The 23,197-nt window shown below is 71.9% G+C and carries 17 protein-coding genes; 10 read left to right on the forward strand and 7 right to left on the reverse strand.

What is annotated here, in order from left to right; all coding sequences use genetic code 11:
• Positions 1 to 117: 117 nt before the first annotated feature.
• The 7 genes from lanKC to A4R43_RS12740 form a co-directional block, all read right to left on the reverse strand.
• Entirely contained in the window at positions 118 to 2,727 is a 2,610-nt protein-coding gene (gene lanKC / locus A4R43_RS12710; RefSeq protein WP_113692535.1) for a class III lanthionine synthetase LanKC, read from the reverse strand.
• Positions 2,728 to 2,871: 144 nt separating this feature from the next.
• Positions 2,872 to 3,525 carry a flavoprotein gene (locus A4R43_RS12715; protein WP_113692536.1) on the reverse strand — a complete coding sequence of 218 codons (654 nt, stop codon included), beginning with the start codon at positions 3,523 to 3,525 and terminating at the stop codon, positions 2,872 to 2,874.
• The gene (locus A4R43_RS12720) at positions 3,522 to 4,067 is read right to left on the reverse strand and encodes a MaoC family dehydratase (RefSeq protein WP_162788448.1); all 546 of its coding nucleotides are present in this window, start codon (positions 4,065 to 4,067) and stop codon (positions 3,522 to 3,524) included. The genes A4R43_RS12715 and A4R43_RS12720 overlap by 4 nt, the downstream gene beginning before the upstream one ends.
• A gap of 37 nt (positions 4,068 to 4,104) precedes the next feature.
• On the reverse strand, positions 4,105 to 4,878 hold the full coding sequence (fabI, locus tag A4R43_RS12725; RefSeq protein WP_205215314.1) for an enoyl-ACP reductase FabI: 774 nt from the start codon (positions 4,876 to 4,878) through the stop codon (positions 4,105 to 4,107).
• Positions 4,875 to 5,579 (reverse strand): 3-oxoacyl-ACP reductase FabG, encoded by a 705-nt coding sequence (gene fabG / locus A4R43_RS12730; RefSeq protein ID WP_113692538.1) that lies wholly within the window; start codon positions 5,577 to 5,579, stop codon positions 4,875 to 4,877. The genes fabI and fabG overlap by 4 nt, the downstream gene beginning before the upstream one ends.
• On the reverse strand, positions 5,567 to 11,059 hold the full coding sequence (locus A4R43_RS12735) for a type I polyketide synthase (protein ID WP_113692539.1): 5,493 nt from the start codon (positions 11,057 to 11,059) through the stop codon (positions 5,567 to 5,569). Before A4R43_RS12735 ends, fabG begins: the two co-directional genes overlap by 13 nt.
• Before the next feature lie 45 nt (positions 11,060 to 11,104).
• Complete coding sequence (locus tag A4R43_RS12740; RefSeq protein WP_162788449.1) at positions 11,105 to 11,704, reverse strand: GNAT family N-acetyltransferase; 600 nt, start codon at positions 11,702 to 11,704, stop codon at positions 11,105 to 11,107.
• A 598-nt stretch (positions 11,705 to 12,302) separates the two neighbouring features.
• Between A4R43_RS12740 and A4R43_RS44745 the strand changes: the two genes are divergently transcribed.
• The 10 genes from A4R43_RS44745 (at position 12,303) to A4R43_RS12790 (ending at position 23,196) form a co-directional block, all read left to right on the forward strand.
• Entirely contained in the window at positions 12,303 to 12,746 is a 444-nt protein-coding gene (locus A4R43_RS44745; protein ID WP_162788450.1) for an IS3 family transposase, read from the forward strand.
• A 48-nt stretch (positions 12,747 to 12,794) separates the two neighbouring features.
• Positions 12,795 to 14,273 carry a class I adenylate-forming enzyme family protein gene (locus tag A4R43_RS12750; protein WP_113692542.1) on the forward strand — a complete coding sequence of 493 codons (1,479 nt, stop codon included), beginning with the start codon at positions 12,795 to 12,797 and terminating at the stop codon, positions 14,271 to 14,273.
• Positions 14,274 to 14,296: 23 nt separating this feature from the next.
• Positions 14,297 to 15,559 (forward strand): beta-ketoacyl-ACP synthase II, encoded by a 1,263-nt coding sequence (gene fabF, locus A4R43_RS12755; protein ID WP_113692543.1) that lies wholly within the window; start codon positions 14,297 to 14,299, stop codon positions 15,557 to 15,559.
• 56 nt (positions 15,560 to 15,615) lie between these two features.
• Complete coding sequence (locus A4R43_RS12760) at positions 15,616 to 16,887, forward strand: aldehyde dehydrogenase family protein (protein ID WP_205215315.1); 1,272 nt, start codon at positions 15,616 to 15,618, stop codon at positions 16,885 to 16,887.
• Entirely contained in the window at positions 16,884 to 18,563 is a 1,680-nt protein-coding gene (locus A4R43_RS12765) for a thiamine pyrophosphate-binding protein (protein ID WP_113692544.1), read from the forward strand. Before A4R43_RS12760 ends, A4R43_RS12765 begins: the two co-directional genes overlap by 4 nt.
• Positions 18,560 to 20,308, forward strand: coding sequence for a fatty acyl-AMP ligase (locus A4R43_RS12770; RefSeq protein WP_113692545.1), 1,749 nt, complete (start codon positions 18,560 to 18,562; stop codon positions 20,306 to 20,308). Before A4R43_RS12765 ends, A4R43_RS12770 begins: the two co-directional genes overlap by 4 nt.
• Positions 20,309 to 20,313: 5 nt before the next feature.
• Positions 20,314 to 20,571 carry an acyl carrier protein gene (locus tag A4R43_RS12775; RefSeq protein ID WP_113697536.1) on the forward strand — a complete coding sequence of 86 codons (258 nt, stop codon included), beginning with the start codon at positions 20,314 to 20,316 and terminating at the stop codon, positions 20,569 to 20,571.
• An 87-nt stretch (positions 20,572 to 20,658) separates the two neighbouring features.
• Entirely contained in the window at positions 20,659 to 21,369 is a 711-nt protein-coding gene (locus A4R43_RS12780; RefSeq protein ID WP_113692546.1) for a GAP family protein, read from the forward strand.
• Between the two features lie 37 nt (positions 21,370 to 21,406).
• Positions 21,407 to 22,369 (forward strand): ATP-binding cassette domain-containing protein, encoded by a 963-nt coding sequence (locus A4R43_RS12785; protein ID WP_113692547.1) that lies wholly within the window; start codon positions 21,407 to 21,409, stop codon positions 22,367 to 22,369.
• Positions 22,366 to 23,196 carry an ABC transporter permease gene (locus A4R43_RS12790; RefSeq protein WP_236808946.1) on the forward strand — a complete coding sequence of 277 codons (831 nt, stop codon included), beginning with the start codon at positions 22,366 to 22,368 and terminating at the stop codon, positions 23,194 to 23,196. The genes A4R43_RS12785 and A4R43_RS12790 overlap by 4 nt, the downstream gene beginning before the upstream one ends.
• Position 23,197: the final 1 nt, after the last annotated feature.

A 23,197-nucleotide genomic window follows, 5' to 3' on the forward strand; every position in this document is an offset into this window, starting at 1 on the left:
GGTGATCGAGCCGGTCGAGGACGGCAGGTCGCTCTCCTCCACCTCGATCACGAGGGTCTGCAGGTCGCGGACGTTCTCCATGGTTTTCACCTCCTTGTTGAACTAGTTCTCCCTACTTCAAGCTGTGGCTTCGAGAACGGCTTCGCGGCGGTGGTCCACGCCGGCTGCCGGGCGGTCGCTGAAGAAGGGCAGGAAGGCCCCGCTCTGCCCGGTGCAGGCGGCGGTGGTGAGCAGCACGCCCGCCGTGCCGGTGCCGAGGTCCATCGACAACCGCAGGCCGAAATCGCCGGGGAAGGCCAGGTGCCCGCGGTAGGAAACCGCGTGCCAGGACTGGCGCACCAGGTGCCGTTCGATCAGCTCGTCCAGCCCCGCCAGGCCGGGGTCGCGCCGCCGGTTGCGGTCCAGCGCGGCCAGCAGTCCGGCGCGGCCGCTGAACAGCTGCGGCTGCAGCACGAACTCGCTGGAGCAGGCGGTGAGCAGCCGGGGCAGCGCCTCGGCGATCCGCTCGTCCGCCCGGTGGGGCAGCAGTTCGTCGGCGACCAGCGCGATGCCCGCGCTGCCCACGTCGAGATAGGCCAGGGTGCGGGTGCCCCGCTCCTCCACCTGCAGCGAACCGGACCGGGTGACCACGCACTGGTCCAGATCCCGGTGCAGGGCACGGACCGCGAGGTCGAGGAACGCCGGGTCCCCGGTGTGCTCGGCCATGCGGACGAAGAGCAACGCGGGCCCGGACCAGCCGTGCAGCAGACCGCCCTTCACCGAAGTCGCGGCACCGGCCTCACCGCCGCCGGACTCGAGCGCGGCGGCCAGTGTCGCGGCGGCCGCGGCGGCCCGCTCGTACTCGCCGAAGTGCAGCCAGTTCAGCCCGATCCCGCTCAGCCCCTTGTACAGGCCGATCTCGCGGATCGCCGCCGACTGGCCGCCGGCGCGGTCGAGCAGCCGGTGTGCTTCGGCGCTGTGGCCGAGAAAGTCGAGGGCGTAGGCCACGCCGTGCAGTCCATTGTAGAACCCGGGTGGCTGGTGCTCGATCCGCGTGGCGGCCTCGGCCAGCCACCGCTCGAGACCTTCGTCGCGGACGCCGGTGCGGGCCAGCGCCCACAGCACCCCGGCCGCGCCGTGCGCCAGGTTCACCCCGCCCCCGGCGCGGAACTGCGCCGAGTCGCCGGGGAAGAGCCGGTCGGTGCGGGACGGCTCGGCCGAGGCCAGTATCGCCCGCTGCATCGAGGAAATCATCGACGGCCAGTCCGGCACCCCGGCCGCGAAATCGACTTCGAGCGGCTTCTCACCGAGCCCGGGTGGCGCCAGCGGCCGCACCTTCGGATCACCCAGTTTCGACCGGATGGCGCCGAGGAACTCCTCGTCCAGGCCGAACCGGTCGCCGATGATGCCGAGCTGCTGCGCCAGTTTCGCGTGGTCGAACACGCGCATCTTCTCCATCGGGAAGAACAGCGCGAGCTTGAGCGCGGCGAAGGCGTAGTCGTCCAGTTCCAGGCCGCGGGCCTCGCGGCCGGCGATGAAGCCCATCGTGCCCATCACCGGGCTGTAGTCCGGATCGGCCAGGTCGAAGATCATCTCGAAGTCGACCAGCGCGATCGAGCCGTCCGGGCGCACCATCACGTTGCCGAAGTGCAGGTCGCCGAAGCCGATGCCGCGGGCGTGCACCTGGTCCAGGATTTCGCCGATGCGGCCGAGCAGGTCCAGCGCCTCGTCCCGGTAGGCCCGGTAGGCCTCGGGTTCGGGGAGGTCGAACAGGATCATCGGGTGGTTCTTGGCCATCCACACCCACAGGCTGGTGCCCTCGACGTACTCCATGGCCAGGAACTGGCTGCCGCCGGCTTCGAAGAAGTCGTACCACTCGGGAATCCCGGGAATACCGGCCAGTTCGGTCAGCGCGCGGTGCTCGCGGGCCAGCCGGCCGGGAGCGTCGCCGAACCCGCGGTCCAGCCCGGCCAGCGCGCGGGCTTCCTTGAGCACCACACGCTTGCCGTCGGACTCCCGCTCGGCCAGGTAGACCCCGCCGCCGTTGGAGAAGTGCAGTGCCTTGAGCACCCGGTACGGGAACCGGTCGGCGGCCCGCCGCGCGTGCTCGCTCTCGGCGAGGAACTCCGGCACACGCACCCAGTCCGGCACGGTGAAGACCGGCTTCCGCAGGTCCGGGACCAGCTCCCCGTCCGGGGTGGCCAGCGCGGCGACGAACTCACCGTCGGCGTCGAGGCAGTACCGTTCGACGAAGGAGCCGTACCGCACGAACAGCGGCGACTCCCGCCAGCGCAGGTCGCTGAGGATGTCCGGGCCGCGCACGCCGTCGAGCTCCTTCTCCAGGTCGAGCAGCACCGATTCCAGCTGGCGCTCGTCGGCCGGGTAGATGGTCACCAGCTTTCCGCTGGCGCCGCGGGGGGCGTACTTCGAGTTGACCGCGAGATAGGTGTGCGGGGTGGACAGGTGCTTGAACGGCAGGTTCCTGGCCACGCAGTAGTCCCAGACGAGGTCGCAGGCCTGCTCCAGGTCCGCCGGACCGGCCGTGACGTGGATCTTCCAGCCCTGCTCGGGCAGTTCCGCCCCGATCGGGGAGAGATGCGTCCAGAACCCGCGGTCGGTGCGGCGCCAGCCCGCCGGCACCTCCCTGGCGGAGACCCCGAAAGAGCTGTGCTCGCGTTCCCACCGATCCGGTGTTTCGTAGAAAACCTGGTCCGCGAAGCAGTAGACCTGGCGAGCGGCAACACTCATGACTGGCAACCTCGGTGATTTTCCGGTGACGAGCGAAGACTCGTCGGGAACCACGCCGAACCGCGTGGAATGTCAGCGAACTTCGTTTTTGTTTCCCCGGTTCGCTCCCTCTGAATAAGAGTATTCAGAACGCGCGGCCCGGCGTCAACCTTTTAACGAAAACTCACCGGGAACTGTTTCCTCTAAATTTTCCGGGGCAGTTTCGCGCAGGCGGATCGTTTCCATGTCACGGAGCACGGTGGACAGCGGGGCCGCGCCACGCGCGTCCGAACGGCCGGTGGTGGCGCTGCGCGCGGCCTGGGTGGCCGAGACGACCACGTTCGGCCGCTGCTCCAGCAGCCGGATGTTGTTCTGGTACACCGGATTCTCCTCCACCCCCGGCGGCAGGGACGGGGCGAACCCGATGGGCACGGTGGCCGAGTGCACGGTGAGCATGCTCGGTGTGTCGGCCAGCCCCAGCGCGGACCTGGCCAGGTAGTGCACCGAGGCCGGATAGACCGCGATGGCCTCGGCCCATTCCACCAGGTCGACGTGCAACGCGGTGGTGGGCGCGTTTTCCGGCCATTCGTCGACGACGACCTCGTTTCCGGTCAGAATGCTCACCGCCTGTTTTGTGGTGAACCGCAGCGCACCACGGGTGAGCACCGCGCGCACCTCGAGGCCGGGATAGTGGCCGCGCAACCAGGTGAGCCAGAACGGCAGGTGCACCGACTGGATCGCACCGGTGGCGATCAGCAGCAGGCGCCCGGCACCGAATTCCGGCGCGGCACCGCCCGCGGGCTTCGGTTTCTCGGTCATCGGTCGCTCCCGGCGGGTCGGTCCGGCGGGGGGTCCAGGCGGACTGTGCCGGCGTGGGCGAGATCGGGCAGCTCGGCGTCGGCGGCCACCTGGTACAGCCGGGTGTGGTCGGCGGTGCAGGCCGGGCGATCGGCACTGGAGGTCTCCACGGTCACCTGGAGCACCAGTTCCAGGAAGCCGCGGGGCCGGACGCGCGAACCGCCGATCGTGGCGGTGCCCCGCACCTTGTCGCCCACCAGCACCGGGGCGTGGAACCGGACGCGGTCGAGCCGGTAGTTCAGGCCGAGCGTGGTCCAGCGCAGGTCCAGCAGCCCGGAGGTCAGGTACGGGATCAGGCCCAGCACGTAGAACCCGTGCGCCACCGGCACCCCGTACGGCCCGGCGGCGGCCACCTCGGCGTCGAGGTGGATGCGCTGCCAGTCCCGGGTCACGTCGGCGAAGGCACGGACGTCGTCCGGGGTCACCTCCAGCCAGTCGCTGTGCCCGAGCCGGGTCCCTTCGTGGCCGGCGAACCATGCGGCGATCTCGGTGAGATCCGCCATCTTCACCCCTTCCGATACGTCAAGCACAGGCGGGAAGTCAGAAACCCATCGCGTGCGCGCCACCGTCGACGTGGACGATTTCGCCGGTGGTGGCGGGAAACCAGTCCGAGAGCAGGGCCACGCAGGCACGGGCGGCCGCGGTGGGGTCCCGGTCCTGCCAGCCCAGCGGCGCGTTGTCGGCCCACACCGGCCGGTTCTCGTCGAACCCGGACAGGTCCTTGGCCGCCATGGTGCGCAGCGGGCCGGCGGCGACCAGGTTCACCCGGATCCCCCGCGGTCCCAGGTACCTGGCCAGGTAACGCGCGGTCGACTCGAGCCCGGCCTTGGCCACGCCCATCCAGTCGTAGCCGTCCCAGGCCACCGACGCGTCGAAGTCCAGCCCGACCACCGCGCTGTCCTTTCCCTTCTCCAGCAGGGGAAGGACGGCGGTGGTCAGCGCCTTGAGCGAATAGGTCGAGGTGTGCAGCGTGGTCGCCACGTCGGCCCAGCCGGTGTCGAGGAAGTTGCCCCCCAGCGCCGCCGGCGGCGCGTAGGCGATGGAGTGCAGCACCCCGTCGAGATGGCCGGTGTGCTCGCCGAGTCGGCCGGCCAGCGAGTCCAGCTGCGCCGGATCGGTCACGTCCAGTTCCAGCACCGGGACCGGCTCGGGCAGCCGGCCGGCCAGCCGCTCGACCAGCCGCAGCCGCCCGTAGCCGGTCAGGATGACCCTGGCGCCGGCCAGCTGCGCCTCGCGGGCCACGTGGAACGCGATGGACGAGGTGGTGATCACGCCGGTCACCAGTACCGTTCTGCCTTCCAGCACGCCGATCACCGCTCCAGGGTCAGGCCGCCGTCGACGGGCAGCACCACGCCGGTCAGGTACGAGGCACCCGGCCCGGCGAGGAAGGCGATGACCTCGGCCACCTCCTCGTCGGTGCCGAAGCGGCCCATCGGGATGCTCTCCGCCGCGGCCTCCCTGGTGGCGTCCGGCAGGTCCCTGGTCATCGCGGTCTCGATCCAGCCGGGGGCGACCACGTTCACGGTGATGTTGCGCGAGGCCAGTTCCAGTGCGGTGGCCCTGGCGAAGCCGATCATCCCGGCCTTGGCCGCGACGTAGTTGGCCTGCCCGCGCGCGCCGATGATGGCCGAGGCGGAAGACACCGCGATGATGCGCCCGGCACGACGGCGGATCATCGAGCGGATCGCGCGCCGGGCCACGTGGTAGGCCCCGGACAGGTTGGTCCGGAGCACGTCCTCGAAGTCGTTCTCGGTCATGGTCGCCAGCAGGCGGTCCCGCGTGATGCCCGCGTTGGCGACCAGCACCTCGACCGCGCCGAGATCCCGTTCCACCGCGGTGAACGCCTCGTCCACCGCGCCGGCGTCCCGGACGTCGCACCGGACCGCGTAGAGGTCGGGTGGCGGCTCGGTGCCGAGGTGGGTGATGGCGACCCGCATCCCGGACTTGGCCAGTGCCCGTGCGGTGGCCAGTCCGATACCCCGGCTCCCGCCGGTGACCAAGGCTACTTTTCCCACTGTGGGTCTCCTTCGGCGTGGCCGGTCAGCAGGCGCTGGCCGGCGAGGTGGTCGGCCAGTGCGGCCACGGTGGGGTTCTCCTGGAGCACGGTGGCCGCGAGCTGGTAGCCGAGGGTCGCCGCGACCGCGCGGATCACCGCCAGGCTCATCAGCGAGTCCATGCCGAGCATGAACAGGTTCTGCTGCAGGTTCAGCGCGGCGGGCTCGGTGCCCATCGCCTCGGCGACCAGGATCCGCAGGTGCTCGCGCAGGATCTCCCGGCGGCGCCGGTCGCCGGCGGTGGCCAGCTCCGCCAGCGCGCCCGCCGAGTCCACAGTGGCCGGTTTGACCGTCGCGTCTACTGTGGACGGTCCGGCGCCGGCCAGCTCGGCCAGCACCGGTGTGCGCACGGCCAGCGCGAAGGACTGGTCCACCGCGGCCCAGTCGGCGTCGGCCAGCACGTACTGCCGCCCGCCGACGGCAGGCACCTGGCCGAGACCGGCGACCGCGTGCCGTCCCGGCATCAGCCGCAGGCCGGAGGCGAGGATGACCTCCTCGTGCCCGGTTCCGGCCAGGCCGTCGGCGCACGGACCGAGGTTCACCACCCGCAACGCCCCGCCCGCCGCCGAGTGGGCCATGGCGTACGTGTCGGCGAAGCAGCTCGCGGCGGCGTAGTGCGCCAGCCCGGCCGAGCCGAGCAGCCCGGTGGTGGAGGACAGGCAGACGATCTCGGCGGCGCCCGCCAGCCCGTGCAGCGTGACCAGACCGTCCACTTTGGTCCGGAACATCCGCGCCAGCGCCGGTTCGGCCAGTTCGGCCAGTGTTTCGACGGATTCGGCGAAGGCGGCGTGGTAGATCCGCCGCAGGGGCGGCAGGTCCGCGCCGAACCGGGCGAACAACGGCGCCAGCGCCTCGCGGTCGGCGACATCGGCGGTGAAATCCACCACCGTGATCCCCTCGGCACGCAGTTCCTCCGCGCGTCGCAGGGCTTCTCCGCGCAGGCCACGGCGTGACAGCACCACCAGGCAGCGGGCGCCGCGTGCGGCCAGCTCGCCGAGCAGGTGCGGACCGAGCCGTCCGGTGCCGCCGACAACCAGCTGGCAGCCGTCGGCAGCCTCCGCCACCCGCTCCCGCGGCGGCGCCGCGACCGGCCGCAGGACCGGGGTGCGGCGCTCGCCGTCACGGTAGGCGCTCTGCGCGCCGGGCGGTGCCGCGGCGAGTTCCGCGGCGAGCCGGGTGGCCACCCCGGCCGGGTCGTCCTCGTCCAGGTCCACCAGACCACCCCAGAACTCCGGGTGTTCGAGCGCGGCACTGCGGCCGAGCCCCCACCACACCGCCTGCGCCGCGTTGACCGCGGCCTCGCCGCCGAGCACCTGGGCGCGCCGGGTGACGAAGTGCAGGCGTGGTGCGGCCGCTCCGGCCCGCGCCAGCCGCTGGATCACCGTCACCGCTTCGGCGGCCAGGCGCACCGCCGTCGCGGGCTCGTCCCCGTCCGGCCCGGCGAGCAGGACCACCCGGTCCACCCCGGTGAGGGCGGGCCCGAGGTCGGCGTCCGTGCCGAGCAGGCGGCACTGGACCCCGTGGCGGTGCAGGCCCGCGGCCAGCGCCTGGTCGCCGCCGAGCAGCAGCCAGCGCTCCCCTGCGGCGGTCCGGCCGGTGAGCGGTTCGGCGCGCCAGGTGAACTCGTGCCACCACCGCGCGTCCGGCTCCTCGGGGCCGGCCGTGCCGGGCACCGGCGTCAGCCGCACCCCGGACAGCGAGGCGACCGGCTCCGCGCCGGCCCACAGGTCCAGGTCGGCGACGAGCCCGCGGTGCCCGGCGGTCACCCGCACCACCGCGCGGGTGGCCGGCACCGAGGTCAGCGCCCGCACCTGCCCCACCCCGCTGACCACCATCGGGGCGCTGCCGGCCGGCAGGGCCGCGCCGATCGCCTGCAGGGCACCGTTGAGCGGCACCGGCGACAGCCGGAACCGGGGATCGGCCGCGGCGCCATCGGGCGGGGCCAGCTCCACCTCGGCGATGCCGTCACCGGCGCGCAGGGTCCGCACCCCGCGCAACCGGGGCCCGAAACGGATGCCCTTCGCGGCCATGTCGTCGTACCACCGCGGCACCGGGAATTCGGTGAGTTCGGGGTTTTCGGGAGTCCCACGGGTTTCCACCGCCTCGCCGGGACGTTCGGAGTGCACCCGGCCGGACGCGCACTGGACCCAGTCCGTGGTCCCGGACCGGCGGTAGTGGATCTGCACGGTGGCCGCGGCGGCGCCGGGATCCCGGCGGCACAACGTCTGCAGCTCGGCCGGTTCACCCGCCGGAACCGGCTGGTGCAGCACCAGGTCGTGGACCACCGGCGCGGGGAAGCCGAGCTCGGCGGCGGCCGCGGCGGCCATTTCGACCAGTGCGGCGGCCGGCAGCAGCGCGGTCCCGGCCACCTCGTGCTCGGCGGCCCACGGCTGCGCGGCCGGGACCAGCGCGTGCTGCCAGACCCGCGTCCCGGCCGCGTCGGCCAGGTCGATCCGCGAGCCCAGCAGCGGATGCGCGCCGGCGGGGAGCACGGCCGGGCCGGGGCTCGGGGCCCGCCAGTACGGTTTGTGGTCCCAGCGCCGCGGTGGCAGTTCGATCAGCTCGCCGGTGGTCCAGGCGCCGCTCCAGGCGATTTCCTGGCCGAGGCAGTGCAACCAGGCCGCGCTCAGTGCCAGCGCACCGGCCCCGGTCCGCTCGCGGTGCAGGGTCGGCAGCACCACCGGCTCCGGCACGTCCTTGTCCCGCAACGTGTCCAGCAGCGGCCGGGTGAGCACCGGGTGCGGACTGACTTCCAGGAAGACCGAATGCCCCGCGGCGGCCGCGGCGGCGACCGCCGCGGTCAGGCGCACCGGGCGGCGCAGGTTCGACACCCAGTACTGCTCGTCCATCGCCGTTTCGAGCGGCTCACCGGTGACCGTGGAGTAGAACGGGATCTGCGGCGCGCCGGCCGGCACCCCGCGCAGCCGCGAGGCGACCTCGTCGAGCAGTTCGTCCACCTGCGCCGAGTGCGAGGCCACGTCGACCTGGATCGGCATCGCCTCGGCACCGGCGGCCTCGGCCGCCTTGGCCAGGCGCTCGACGGCGATCCCGCTGCCGGAGACCACGGTGGAGCCGGGGCTCAGCACCACCGCGACCGAGACCTGGCCGTCCAGTCCCTCGTCATCGATCCAGGAGCGCACCACCGCTTCGCCGGCGGTGACCACCGACATCCGCCCCCGGCCGGAGATCCGCCGGAGCAGCCCGGACCGGACGCAGGTGATCCGCGCCCCGTCACGCGCGGACAGCGCGCCGCTGACCACCGCGGCGGCGACCTCGCCCATCGAGTGGCCGATGACCGCGGCCGGCAGCACGCCCCGTGCCCGCCACGCCGCGGCGAGGGCCACCTGGACGGCGAACAGCACCGGCTGGACAACGTCCACTCCGAACAGTTCCGCCTCCCCCGCCGAGGACAGCACCGTCCGCAGCGAGAACCCGGCCAGCTCCCGCACCAGCGGTTCGAGCTCGTCGATGACCTCGGTGAAGTCCTGGTCCCGGTCCAGCAGGTCGCGGGCCATCCCCGGCCACTGCGAACCCTGGCCGGAGAAGACGAACACCGGTGCGGGCCCTTCCCGGACCACCCCGGTGACCACCGACTCGTGGTGGGTCCCGTCCGCCACCCCGGCCAGTGCGGCGGTGAGCCCGCCGTGGTCCGGGGCCAGCAGCCCGGCGCGCACGGACCCGTGGGAACGGCGGAGGGACAGGGTGTGGGCGATGTCGGTCACCCGCACCCCGGCGCCCGGCCCGTCCAGCCAGTCGAGCAGGGCCGCGGCTTCCGCGCGGAGTCCGTCGGCCGAACTGGCCGACAGCAGCGCGACCGGGGTGTCCGCGCCCCGGTCCCGGCGCGGGCGCACCCGCCCGGCGGGCTCGGGTGCGGCCTCCAGCACGGCGTGGGCGTTGGTGCCGCCGAAACCGAACGAGCTGACCGCCGCCCGGCGCACGTGCCCGCGCTCCGGCCACGGGGTGGGCTCGGTGACCACGCGCAGCGGCCGGGTGTCCAGGCCGAGCCGCGGGTTGGCGGTCTCGAAGTTGAGGTTGGCCGGGATCCGGCCGTGCCGCAGGGCCAGCACCGTCTTGATGAAGCCGGCGACCCCGGCCGCGGCCTCCAGGTGCCCGAGATTGGTCTTGACCGCGCCGAGCAGGACCGGCTGGTCGTCGGGCCGCCCCGGCGCCAGCACCGACGCCAGCGCCCCGACCTCGATCGGGTCGCCGAGCGCGGTGCCGGTGCCGTGGGTTTCCACGAAGTCGATGGTCAGCGGGTCCACCGCGGCGTTGCGGTAGGTGGTGCGGAGCAGTTCCTCCTGTGCGCCGGGGTGGGGCGCCATCAGGCCGTTCGACTGGCCGTTGGCGTTCACCGCGGTGCCACGCACCACCGCCAGCACCTCGTCGCCGTCGCGCCGCGCGTCCGAAAGCCGCTTGAGCACCACCACGCCGACGCCCTCGCCGCGCGAGTAGCCGTCGGCGCTCTCGTCGAAGGTGTGGCAGCGGCCGTCGGAGGACAGCACCCCGGATTTGCCGAAGCCGACCGAGACACCCGGGGTGAGCAGGAGGTTGACCCCACCGGCCACCGCCAGGTCGCAGTCACCGCCGGCCAGGTGGCGGCAGGCCAGGTGGATGGCGACCAGCGAGCCCGAGCAGGCGGTGTCCACCAGCATGCTGGGACCGCGTGAACCGAGCGTGTAGGACAGGCGGTTGGCGATCACCCCGAGCGACGAGCCGGTGGTGGCCCAGCCGTCCACCGAGGCGATGTCGTCGGGCAGGTATTCCATGGCCGACGCGGCCATGAACACCCCGGCGCGGGAGTCGGCCAGGCTCCGGGGCGGGATGCCGCCGTGCTCCAGCGCCTCCCAGGCGACCTCGAGCACCAGGCGCTGCTGCGGGTCCATCGCCACCGCCTCACGCGGTGAGATGCCGAAGAAGGCGGCGTCGAAGCCGGCGACGTCCTCGAGAAAACCGCCGGTCCCGGCGGCTCCCTCGACCGCGGCGGCCACTTCGGGGTCACCGGTGGTGTACGGATCCCAGCGCCCGTCCGGAACCCGGCGGATCCCGTCACGTCCCTCGTCGAGCAGTTCCCAGAACGCCCGCGCCCCGCGCACGCCGCCGGGGAACCGGCAGCCCAGCCCGACCACCGCGATCGGGTCTTCGCTCTCGGGCACCCGTTCCGGCGCGGGCTCGGCCGCCACCGGACCGGCGGCACCCACGACCTGGCTCACGTGGTCCGCCAGCAGCGCGACGGTGGGGTACTCGAACACCGCGTCGGGGGCCACCGGCACGCCGAGGTGCTCCCCCAGCTCACCGGTCAGGGCGACGATGTCGGTGGAGTTCAGGCCGTGTTCGTCCAACGGCCGCAGGGTGCTGACCGCGTGCGCCGGGATCTCCAGGCGCCGCGCCACCCAGTCGACAATCCAGGCGCGGACGGCGCCCCTGGCCTCGCTGGCCGTCATGCTTCCCCCAAGGAGTTCGGTTGACTGAGAACTACGCGCCACGCGCTAGGGCCGGACGGGGTGCCGGTCCAGATGGGTCCGCAGCAGGCCGAGCGCGTCGGTCTTGTCCCCCGGCGGGATCAGGTCCATGCGCTCGCGGTCGCCGGGAGCCAGCGCGGCGTAGTACTCGTCCCGCAGGATCGAGCCGACGATCGCGTGGTGGTATTCGCCGTCGACGAAGAAGTAGTCGCGCAGCACGCCCTCGACGTGGATCTGCCCCGAGGTGAAGATCTGCACCATGCGCTTGTTGTAGGCCGCGGTCAGCAGGTGGATCCGGTGGGCGTTGCGCTGGTGGAACAGGTACTCCAGCAGCAGCAGCACCGACTCGGCCCCGTAGCCCAGTCCCCACAGCTCCGGTGGGCCGATCGCGTTGCCCACCTCGTAGTGGCCCTCGTAGGTCATCGGCCGCCAGTTCACGCCGCCGACCGCCTGGCCGTCGCGGTCACGGACGATGAGGAAGCGGACCTGGTGCTGGACCCCGGCTTCACGCAGTTCCGCGCCGGTCACCGGCTGGACCTGGCCGGACGAGTAGACCGAGGTGATCGACGACGACCAGCCCGCCAGTGCTTCGAAGTCCTCCGCCGTACGCGCGGGATGGAGCGACACCAATTCACCTTGCACTGTTTCGCCTCACTGTGCTCCACGACCGGATTTTCGAAAACCGGCCGTTCGACAGCCGGTGACCCGATGGATACCATTGACACATTCAATACTCGCGAGAATATTCTTGCGGGAATATTTGTACCAGCCGGAATATTCTTCGCCCCCAGGTTGTTCTCCCCGCGCTGCGACGTCCGGCAAACGGCGGGCTGATTCATGCCTACGCCAGCTCCGCGAAGGCTGTCAAGTGTCCCGAAAACCTCGGATAACGCCTGGACAGGGGCACCTGAAAATTTCCTGAGAACTAGCGCGGCGGTTTGCCGGGTACCACCTGACCGCGGCCGGCCATTGCTTGTTGACACCCGCCGGGGCCGATGCTTCGATGGGGTTGCCCGAGGAATCGGCGGACCGGGCAGGCGTGACCACTGGGGCAGTTCATCCCGCCGAATGAACACGAAGAAATTCGAAGCGACGCGATTTATAACTGGTTTCGACGACAGTGCCGTCGTTTCAACCTGTACCGAGCTTTCTGGGGGCATTGGTGCATCGAGGTGAATATTCTGCGGGATCGCTGCGGCCGCGGGTCGCGGCCGGCTTCGCCGCCATGCGGCCGATGGTGCTGGCCGGGGCCGGCACCGAGTTGGTGCGCGGCGGGCTGGCCAGCGAGTTCGCCGCCATGCTCGGCCCGCGTCGTCCGACGGTGGCCCTGCGCGTGGCGTTCGTGGACCGGCATCGGATACGCCAGCCGGTCAGCACGATCTGCGCGGCGATCGGCTTGGCTCCGTCCACCTACTACGCGGTCAAAAAACGCGAGCGCGACCCGTCCGAGCGCGTGCGGAAGGACCGGGAACTCGCCGTCGCGATCCGGGACGTCTGGCTTTCCAGCGACCGCACCTACGGCGCCAGGAAGGTCTGGCGGGAACTCCAGAACCGCGGGGTGGACGTGGCCCGCTGCACGGTCGAGCGGCTGATGCGCAACGAGGGCATGCGCGGATCGCCGCTGGCGCGGCTCCACCAGGTGGAGCCGGTGGAGCCGGTGCAGTTCTAGACCCGAGCACACCGGCAGAAACTCCGGAGGAACTGGGGGAAACGCAGAATGTCTGAGGGTGCCAGCGACTGTTGTCGCCGCACTTCGGCCGCGGCGCGGCCGGATCCGGCGGTGCTCACCCCGGCCGGCCTGTCCGCTGGCACCGGCCGGGTGGCCTCGGCACTGGCCGCCCGTGGCGTGCGGCCGGACCAGGTCGTCCTGCTCAGCGCGGCGAACTCGGCCGGTTTCGCCGAGGTGCTGCTCGGCCTGATGCGGTACGGCACCGGCATCGCGCTGCTCAGCCCCGGCCGTCCCGCCACCGAGCTCGCGCGCGCCGCGGCGGAGGCCGGGGCCGCGTGGGTGATCAGCGACAATCCGGCGCACCGGCGGGAACTCGGGACCGGCACCGGCTTGCTGTCCGTCGCCGAGCTCACCGATGACCCCCACCACGCCGGTACCGGTGCCCGGCCCTCGTTCGAGCGGTGGGCCGCGCGCGCCGACGGCCTGATCTGCTGGTCGTCCGGCTCCACCGGCGCCCCGAAGGCGATCGTCCGATCAGGACAGTCCGTTTTGGACAACATCGAGCGCACCGCGCGGCGGATGCGCTACCGGAGCGACGACCTGATCGCGCCGCTGCTGCCGTTCTCCCACCAGTACGGCATGTCGCTGATCCTGCTGGCCTGGCACACCGGGGCGAGCCTGCTGATCGCCCCGCACACGCGGCCGGACCGCGCGCTGCCCCTGCTGGCCGAGCACCGCGCCACCGTGGTGGACGCCACCCCGGCCACCTACCGCAGCGTGCTGAACCTGCTGCGGCGCCGCCCGGCGCTGGCGGCCGCGCTCGGCGAGGTCCGGATGTGGTGCACCGGCGGCGCGCCACTGGTGGACCACCTGCGGGCGGAGTTCGCCACGCAGACCGGCAAGCCGCTGCTCGACGGCTACGGCAGCACCGAACTGGGCAACATCGCGCTGGCCGGGCCGGACGCTCCCGAATACTGCGAGCCGCTGGACGGGGTGCGAGTGCGGGTGACCGACCAGCGGGGCCGCGCGCTGCCCGCCGGCCAGGTCGGCGAGGTGTGGGTGGAGGCGCCCGACGTCATGGTCGGCACCCTGGTCGCCGGCACGCTGCTGCCGACCGTGCCCGGTGCCTTCCCCACCAACGACATCGGCTACCTGGACCCGCGGTTCGGGCTGCGGATCGTGGGCCGCAAGAAGGCGGTGCACCGCCGCGGGTACACGCTCTTCCCCGACTACCTGGCCCACCGGGCCGAGGAGTGCGGGCAGCCGGTGCAGGTCGTCCCGGTCGAGCGCGAACCGGACGAGTGGCGGCTGGTTTTTGTCATCGAGGACCCGGCGCGCGGCCCGGCCGCGCAGTGGCGGGAGCGGTTCAAGCTGATCTTCGCGCCGCACGAGCTGCCGGACCGGATCGTGGTGCTGGAGCGGTTCCCGCAGCTGGCCACCGGGAAGCGGGACGCCCGGCGGATCCGGGAACTCGCCGTGGCGAACACGCGGCACCGGCGCCCCGGGCCCGCCGCGAACCCCACCTGAGTCGACTACGAAGGGATGCTGTCATGACGCACGCGGACGAGGTGGTGCGGGCCCGCCGGGTCGTGGTGACCGGCCGGGGCGCGGTTTCGCCGATCGGCCTGGACTGGCCGTCGACCTGGGAGAACCTGATCAAGGGGGTCAGCGGGATCCGGAAGCTGAGCACCGTGGACATGTCCGGGCTGCCGGTGTCGATCGGCGGTGAGGTGCTCGGCCTGGAGCCGGAACGGCTGCTGCCGCACAAGCTCGTCCGGCGCACCGACAGCTCCGTGCACATGGCGCTGCTCGCGGCGATCGAAGCGATCACCGACGCCGGGCTGGAGATCACCCCGGAAATCGCCCCGCGCACCGCCGTGGTGGTCGGCTCGGCGGGCGGGCCGACCAAGCTCTCGGCCGAGGCCACCGCCGGGCTGGAAGCCCGCGGCGCCCGCGGGATCAGCCCGTTCTACTTCCCCGGCAGCGGGGTGGACAGCGCCACCAGCGAGATCGCGCTGTACACCGGCGCGCAGGGCGCGTCGATCTGCATGGTGACCGCCTGCGCCACCGGCGCGAACTCGATCGGCGAGGCGATGCGGATGATCCGCTTCGGCGAGGCCGACGTCGCCATCGCCGGCGGGGTGGACGACACCCTGACCCGGCTCGACATCACCGGTGCCGCGGTTTCCCGTGCGCTCTCGCGCCGGGAGGACGAACCGGCGGCCGCCTGCCGTCCGTTCGACACCGACCGGGACGGGTTCGTGATGAGCGCCGGGGGCGGGGTACTGGTGCTGGAAAGCGCCGACCACGCCGCGGCGCGGGGCGCCAGGGTGCTGGCCGAGCTGGCCGGGTACGGCACCACCACCGACGCCTTCCACATGACCGCACCGCACCCGGAGGCGATCACCGCCCAGCGGGCGATGCGGATCGCACTGGACCGGGCCGGGGCCCAGGCGTCCGATGTGGACTACATCAACGCGCACGGAACGGCCACGAAGCTCAACGACACCACCGAAATCAAGGCGATCCGCGGGGTGTTCGGCGAGCGGGCCCCGAAGATCCCGGTGAGCTCGATCAAGAGCATGACCGGGCACATGCTCGGCGGCGCCGGCGCGGTGGAGCTGATCACCGCGATCGAGACGATCCTCACCGGGATCGTGCCCCCGACGATCAACTGCGACCGGCCGGAAGACCCGGAAATGAACTTCGTGCCGCACGTGGCGCAGTCGCACGAGGTGCGCACGGTGATGAGCAACTCGTTCGGGTTCGGCGGCCACAACGCCGTGCTGGTCGCGCGCCGCTGGGCGGGCTGACCTGGCGCCGCCGCGCGACGCGGACGACTGCTGGACCTAAACCGAAGGAGCTAACAGTGTCGGAAACTTCGATTGATCTGGCGGGGCTGTTCGGCGCTGACGTCTTCAGCACCAGCGCCGGCCCGTACCGGGGGGTGGACGACCAGTTCACCCTCAACGTGATCCGGGTCCTGCTGTCCCGGTGGGACGAACTGGTCGACGTGCTGACCGCGATCGCCACGCGGCCCGCCGCGGTGGACGAGCTGCGCCGGTCGATCTCCTGCCTGGCCGGGGCGTCCTGGGAACTCGGGCGGCACCAGCCCCGGCGCATCCGGGAGCTGGCGGTTTTCCTGCCCTCCAACAACATTCTCTACTCGTACGTGCTCTTCGGGCTGATCCCGGCCCGCTACAGCGACGCGGTGGTGATCCGGCCGTCGGCGCGGGTGGCCGACACCGCCCGCGCGGTGCACCGGATCCTGAGCACCGACCCGCTGCTGGCCGGTGACTTCCCGATCGAGTTCGCCGAGCTGTCCCAGCGGCAGTTCGTGCGCCGGTGCGCCGCCGCGGACGCGGTGGTGTTCACCGGGCAGGCGTCCAACGCCGAGACCGTCGCCGCGCAGCTGACCGCGAACCCGTTGTTCCTGGCCTTCGGCTCTGGCCCCAATCCGGTGGTGGCCGGCCCGAAGGCCGACCTCGCCAGGGTGGTCTCCGACGTGCTGCGGGTGCGCACCTACAACTCCGGCCAGGACTGCCTGTGCCCGGACGTGATCTTCGCGCACGAGAGCGTCGCCGACGACCTGGTTTCCGGCTTCGAGCAGTCGATCCGGCGGCTGAACGTGGGTGCCAGAACCGAGCACGACGTGGACGTCGCCCCGCTGGTGTACGCCGACGCGGTCGCCGAGATCGGCTCCTTCCTGCACCACCACCGTGCGCACGTGCGTGCCGGGGGCGCGGTCTCGGAGGAGACCGGCCTGGTGCAGCCGACCCTGCTCGACCTGCCGTGGGACGAGAACTTCCACCCGCCGGAGTTCTTCGGCCCGGTGTTCTGCGTGGTCCGCTACCGCGACCTGGCCGGGCTGCGGCGGTGGGCGGCCAAGCCGGCGGAGGCCCGGCGCGGGATGTACCTGTCGCAGTACGGCGCGGAGGACCTGACCGGAGACGTGTTCGGCACCAGCGTGGTGCTGCACGAGCAGATCACCCTCGACATGGAGAACGGCAACGAGCCGCTGGGCGGGTACGGGTTCGACGCCAGCCACGTCCGCCGCGGCGCCACGGTGCTGGCCCGGCCGCTGCTGCTGTCGGCCGAACTGGGCCGCGACAGCCTGATCGGGCTGGCGGGCGTGTCATGAGCGAGAGACTCGGCTGCTGGGACGCCGTGGCCGAAACCCTGGCCCAGTCCGGTTGCGAGGTGGTCTTCGGCCTGCCGTCGGACGAGCCCGGCCTGCTCGACGCGGCCGAGCGCCATCCGGGGCTGGCGGTGAAGGTGTTCGGCGACCAGCGCGTGGCCGGGTGCGCCGCCGCCGGGTACGCGATGGCGAGCGGGCGCCCGGTGGTGCTGGCGCTGAATTCGGGGCCCGGGTTCGCCAACGCGATGCCCGCCCTGCTGGAGGCCGCCTCACTCGGGGTGCCGCTGGTCGTGGTGACCACCCGCGTGCCAGGCGCCAACATCGGCCGCGGTGCCTTCCAGCACCTCGAGCAGCGCGGGCTGGCCGCGCCGCTGACCGGCTGGCACCACCTGGCCGAACACGCCGGCAACCTCTCATGGGCGCTGCACCGGGCGGTCCGGCTGGCCGTGGACGGGCGCGCCGGGATTTCACTGGTGGAGATCACCGACGAGCTGACCCGCGAGTCGGTGCCTCGCCCAGCGGTCCGCCCGGTGCGCGCGCTGCGCGCGGCCGGTGACCCGGACCAGCTCGACCGGGCGGCGCGGTTGCTGTCCGAGGCCGAGCGTCCGCTGATCGTCGTCGGTGGCGGGTGCCGTCAGGCCGCGGCCGGCGAGGACGTCCTGCGGCTGGCCGAAGCGCTCGGCGCGCCGGTGTTCACCACCGCCGCCGGCCGGGGCACGGTCCCCGAGAGCCACCGGCTCTGCTTCGGGCTGCTCGGCCTCTACACGACTCCCCCGGCCGACGCCCTGCTCGAGAAGGCGGACGTGGTGCTGGTGCTGGGCAGCCGCCTGGAGGAGACGGCCAGGATGCGCTGGGAGGGCTGGCAGCGGGCGCGGATGATCCAGGTCGACAAGTCCGCCGAGGCCTTCGGGGAAAGCGCCGAGCCGGAGATCGCGGTGCTGGCCGACGCCGGGCTGGCCGTGCGCGGCCTGCTGGAGCGGGTCCGCCCGGGTGAGACCCGGCTGTACTGGGCGGCGGAGCAGGCACTGGTGCGGCCCGAACTGGCCGCACTGGCCCAGGTCGGTTTCGGCCAGTCCCCGGTGCGGGCCACCATCGGGCAGGTCACCGAGGTGCTCGGCCCGCCACCGGTGGTCGTGCTGGAGAACGGGCTGCACGACATCTGGGCCTACCACTACCCGGTGCTGCGGGTCGACGCCGGAACGCGGGTGGTCTGCCCCGGCGAGCAGACGATGATGGGTTTCGGCGTCGCGGCCTCGGCCGGCGCGGCCATGACCACCACCGGGCCGGTGGTGGTCTTCACCGGGGATTCCGCCTTCCTGCTCAGCGTCGGCGCACTCGCCGCCCTCGCCGAGCACTCGCTCGGCGTGATCCTGGTGGTCTTCGACAACGGTGGTTTCGGCTGGCCCCGCTTCCTGCGCGCGGCCACCGGCGAACCGGACCGGCTCACCGCGGTGCGGCAGCGGCGGAACCCGGCGGAACTGGCGGCCGCGTTCGGCGGCTGGGGCACCACCGCGCGCAACGAGGCGGAACTGCACGACGCGCTGCTGATGGCCAAGCAGAACGCCGCCGCGGGCCGGTTCACCGTGATCCGCGTGCCCGTGCCCGACGACGACGTGCCTGCCGGGGTGCTCGCGATGGAGGAGTTCGACGAGATGGAAGCGGCCGGGGGCCCCGCATGAGCGTGACCCGTCAGCTGGAACAGACCGGACTGGTCGGCGCGCTGCGGACCTTCGCCCGCACCCGCGGCGACCAGCCGGCGCTCACCTTCCTGCAGTACACCACCGGGACCGAGCACACCGCGCGGACCCACACCTACGCCGAGACCGACCGGGCCGCGGCCACCGTGGCCGCGCAGTTGCAGCGGCGGTGCGGGCTCGGCGCGCGGGTGGCGGTCATCTGCGCGCACGACTTCACCTATCCGGCCGCGTTCCTGGGCTGCCTCTACGCGAACCGGATCGCGGTGCCGCTGCCGGAGGTCGAGGCCCGCCGCAAGAACGACCGGATCGTCTCGGCCCTGCTCGACGCCGAACCCGAGGTGGTGCTGACCAACCGGGCCGCGCTGGACCGGACCACCGAGGTGGCCGCGGCGGCCGGGATCCCGGCGGCCGCCATCTGCGCGGTCGAGGACCTGCTCGAACTGCCGGCGCCGGAGTGGACCGACCGCACCACCCCGGCCGCGGTCGCCTACCTGCAGTACACCTCCGGCTCGACCGGGAATCCCGCCGGGGTGCGGATCACCCACGCCAACATGACCGCGAATGCGCGGCAGATCGCCGGGTTCGCCACCTATCTGACCCCGGGCGCGCCCATGGTCAGCTGGGTGCCCTTCTTCCACGATCTCGGGCTGATCACCGGCCTGGTGGTGCCGCTGAGCATCGGCGGGCACGCCATCCACCTGAGCCCGGTCGCCTTCGTGCAGTCGCCCTACCGCTGGCTCAAGGCGATCTCGGACTACCGGTCGGCGTGGATGGTCGGCCCCAACTTCTCCTACGAGCTCAGCGCGCGGCGCGTCACCGATGAGCAGAAGGCCACCCTCGACCTGAGCTGCCTGCTCGGCCTGGTCAGCGGGGGCGAGGCGGTACGGCCGAACACCCAGCGGGTCTTCGCCGACGCGTTCGCCGGCTGCGGGCTGACCGCCGACCTCGACGCCGGGGCCTACGGCCTGGCCGAGGCGACCCTGTGCGTGACCGCGCGGTACGACGAGGACGGGCGGTCGGTCTACCACTTCGACCGGGCCGAGCTCACCGCCGGCCGGGTGCGCGAACGCGAGCCCGGACCCGACGCCAGGGCCATGTCCTCCTGCGGGGTCCCGGTCGAGGACGTGCGGGTGGCCATCGTCGATCCGGACTCCGGGACCGAGGTCGCCGCCGACGAGGTGGGCGAAATCTGGGTGCAGGGACCGAACGTCGCGGCCGGGTACTGGCGGCAGCCCGCCCGCACCGCGGAGGTCTTCCACGGCTCGTTCACCGACCGGGACGGCGAACCGGTGAAGGGCGACTGGCTGCGCACCGGCGACATCGGGTTCCGGCACCGGGAACTGCTGTTCGTGGTCGGCCGCCGCAAGGACCTGATGATCGTCAACGGCCGCAACCACTACCCGGTGGACATCGAGGCCACCATCGAGTCGGCCACCCTGCCCTGCCCGATCGGCGAGAGCGCGGTGTTCTCGATCGACCGGGACGACCGGGAACAGGTGGTGGTCGTGGTCGAGGTGCGGCCCCGCGACGTGGAATCGCCGAAACTGCGGGCACTGACCGAGGAAGCCGTCCGGCGGGTCGTTTCCCGCGCCCACGGGCTCGAACTCCACGACGTGCTGCTGACTTCCCGCGGCGCCATTCCCCGCACCAGCAGCCACAAGATCCAGCACAGCCGCTGCCGGGAAAAGTACCTGCTCGGCCAGTTGCGCAGAATCAACGAAAGGTGAACCAGATGACCAAGGAAGAAATCCTGCGGCAGGTGGCCGACATCATCGCCGACGTCGGCGGCCTGCCGGTGGACGAGATCACCCCGGAGAAATACTTCGCCGACGACCTGGACATCGACTCGCTCGGCCTGGTGGAGATCGGCGCGAACATCGAGGACAACCTCGGCGTGGAGATCCCGGACGATAAGCTGGCCGAACTGACCACCGTCGGCGCGGTCGTCGACTATCTGGCGGGAAGCGCGCAGCCGATCTCGGCGGGCTGAGCCCGGCGGCACCGGTGCCGCCCGGCCGGAAAACGGCGCGGGCGGCGCGGAAGAACGACCAACGCCATTTGACCGGAAGGCGGCTTCGTGGGCGCCAAGGACCTGTTGACCGTGGGTGGGCTGGCACTGCTCGACTCGCTCAACATCTCATTGCTCCTCGCCACGCTCTACCTGCTGGTGAACAACCAGCGCCCGATTCCCCGGGTGTTGCTGTTCGTCGGGGTTTTCTACGCCGTCTACGTGGTGGCCGGGTTCGCGCTGGCCAGCGGCGCGGCCGCGATCGGCGGCGCGCTGGGCGGCTCGGCCGGAAAGCTGATCCAGCTCGCCGTCGGCGCCTTGCTGCTGCTCTACGGCATTTTCGCCAGAACCGAGCCGCGCGAGCAGCGAGCCGGGCGGACCGGCGCCGTCGGCTACCTGGCAACCATGGGGCTGGCGCTGACCGTGGCCGCGGTGGAGGTGGCGACCGCCCTGCCCTATCTGGCGGCGATCTCGGTGCTTTCGCAGAGCGGGCTCGACCCCGTGGTGCGGCTGCTGATCATTCTCGGTTACAACCTGATCGTGGTCGCGCCCTGCCTGATCGCGGCGATCGCGTACACCAGGAGCCGGTCGCGGATGAAGTCCCGGTTCGAGGAGTTCATCGCCAAGCGGCAGGAGAAAAAGAAAAAGGATCGCAAGGGCCTGCTGCTCCTGTGCATCATCGCGGGTTTCTACATCGCCGGGGACGCGCTGGTGAAACTGGAGTTCTTCGGCCTGGTCGAGCTCACCGAGGAACAGCGGAGAAAAATCCACAGCTACTGAGCACGCGCGTCGGCGCGTATTACCAGAAAGAGCCGGTGTGAACTCCACTCTACCCGCGATCGTGGCCACGGGGCTGCGCAAGCGCTATCGCGAAACCGTCGCGCTCGACGGGTTCGACCTGTCCGTGACCAGGGGCACCGTGTGCGGTCTTCTCGGCCCCAACGGGGCAGGCAAAACCACCGCGGTGCGGATCCTGGCCACCCTGCTCCGCCTGGACAGCGGTTCGGCCAGCGTGGCCGGGTTCGACGTCGGCCGCGAGCCGGAACAGGTCCGCTACCGCATCGGGTTGTGCGGCCAGCACTCGGCCGTGGACAACATCCTGACCGGGCGGGACAACCTGGTGATGTTCGGCAGGCTCTGCCACCTCAGCCCGAAGGCCGCCCGGCGCCGCGCGGACGAACTGCTCGAGCAGTTCGGTCTCACCCACGTGGCCACGCTGCCGCCCAAGCAGTACTCCGGCGGCATGCGGCGGCGGCTGGACCTGGCCGCGAGCCTGCTCGTCACCCCGGAGGTGCTGTTCCTCGACGAGCCGACCACCGGCCTGGACCCGCGCAACCGCAACGAGGTCTGGGCCGAGATCCGCGCGGTCGCCGCCTCCGGCGGCACCGTGCTGCTGACCACCCAGTACCTCGACGAGGCCGACCAGCTCGCCGGGCAGATCGCGGTGATGAACGGCGGCCGGGTCGTCGCCGAGGGCAGCCCCAGCGAGCTCAAGGCCAGGATCGACGAGGACCAGGTGGATCTGGTCCTGCGCGACCCCGGCGACCTGCCGCGGGCGCGGGAACTGCTCGAACTGGTCACCGGCGGTACCGCGGTGGCCGACCCGGAAGCGCGGCGGCTGCGGGCGCCGGTGCGGGACGGGGCATACGGACTGGCCGAAGCGGCCAGGGCACTGGCCGGAGCCGGGATCGCGGTGGAGGACATCGGCCTGCGGCGGCCGACCCTCGACGAGGTGTTCCTCCGGCTGACCGAGAAACGCGCCGAGGAGCTGGCACGGTGACCACGATCAACATGGCGGTACTGCCGAAGAATCGTGCCGACCGGCTGCGCTGGGCGGTGGTGGACTCACTGGTCATCGCCCGGCGCGACCTGACGCACTGGATCCGCCGCCCGACCCAGGTGGTGGGCGGAATGCTGTTCCCGGCGTTCTCGATCCTGCTGTTCGGTTACGTGTTCGGCAGTTCGATCATCATTCCCGGCGGCGGCGACTACCGCGAATTCCTCATGCCCGGCCTGTTCGGCCAGACCATGATGTTCGGCATCGGCCAGACGATGACCGCGGTCACCACCGACGCCGACCGCGGGGTCACCGACCGGTTCCGCTCGCTGCCGATGTCGAAAACCGCGGTGGTGGCCGGGCGGAGCATCGCCGACATCGCGAACTCGTCGCTGGACCTGCTCATCCTGATGGCCTGCGGGCTGATCGTCGGCTGGACCTGGCACGGCAGCTTCGGGGCGGCGCTGGCCGGGGCCGGGCTGCTGCTCCTGCTGCGGTTCGGGGTGATCTGGGTGGGCATCTACATCGGACTGGTGCTGCCCAGCCCGGAAAGCGTGTCCTCGGCGTGGATGCTGCTGTTCCCGTTCACCATGATCGCGAACACCTTCGTGCTGCCGTCCAGCATGCCGGACTGGCTCCGGGTGCTGGCCGAGTGGAACCCGCTGTCGGCGACGGTGGGCGCGACCCGTGAACTGTTCGGCAATCCCGGCGTGGCCGGGGATTCCTGGGTGAGCCAGCACTACCTGCTGATGGCGGTGGTGTGGCCGGTGCTGCTGGTGGCGATCTTCCTGCCGCTGTCGATCCGGCGCTACCGCCGCCTGAGCAACTGAC

Source organism: Amycolatopsis albispora, from assembly GCF_003312875.1.
In the GTDB taxonomy this organism is placed as follows: Bacteria; Actinomycetota; Actinomycetes; order Mycobacteriales; family Pseudonocardiaceae; genus Amycolatopsis; species Amycolatopsis albispora.

Coding starts and splice junctions, on each gene's coding strand:
- lanKC (WP_113692535.1), bottom strand. CDS start 2,727: ATGAGTGTTGCCGCTCGCCAGGTCTACTGCTTCGCGGACCAGGTTTTC.
- A4R43_RS12715 (WP_113692536.1), bottom strand. CDS start 3,525: ATGACCGAGAAACCGAAGCCCGCGGGCGGTGCCGCGCCGGAATTCGGT.
- A4R43_RS12720 (WP_162788448.1), bottom strand. CDS start 4,067: ATGGCGGATCTCACCGAGATCGCCGCATGGTTCGCCGGCCACGAAGGG.
- A4R43_RS12735 (WP_113692539.1), bottom strand. CDS start 11,059: ATGACGGCCAGCGAGGCCAGGGGCGCCGTCCGCGCCTGGATTGTCGAC.
- A4R43_RS44745 (WP_162788450.1), top strand. CDS start 12,303: ATGCGGCCGATGGTGCTGGCCGGGGCCGGCACCGAGTTGGTGCGCGGC.
- A4R43_RS12750 (WP_113692542.1), top strand. CDS start 12,795: ATGTCTGAGGGTGCCAGCGACTGTTGTCGCCGCACTTCGGCCGCGGCG.
- fabF (WP_113692543.1), top strand. CDS start 14,297: ATGACGCACGCGGACGAGGTGGTGCGGGCCCGCCGGGTCGTGGTGACC.
- A4R43_RS12765 (WP_113692544.1), top strand. CDS start 16,884: ATGAGCGAGAGACTCGGCTGCTGGGACGCCGTGGCCGAAACCCTGGCC.
- A4R43_RS12770 (WP_113692545.1), top strand. CDS start 18,560: ATGAGCGTGACCCGTCAGCTGGAACAGACCGGACTGGTCGGCGCGCTG.
- A4R43_RS12775 (WP_113697536.1), top strand. CDS start 20,314: ATGACCAAGGAAGAAATCCTGCGGCAGGTGGCCGACATCATCGCCGAC.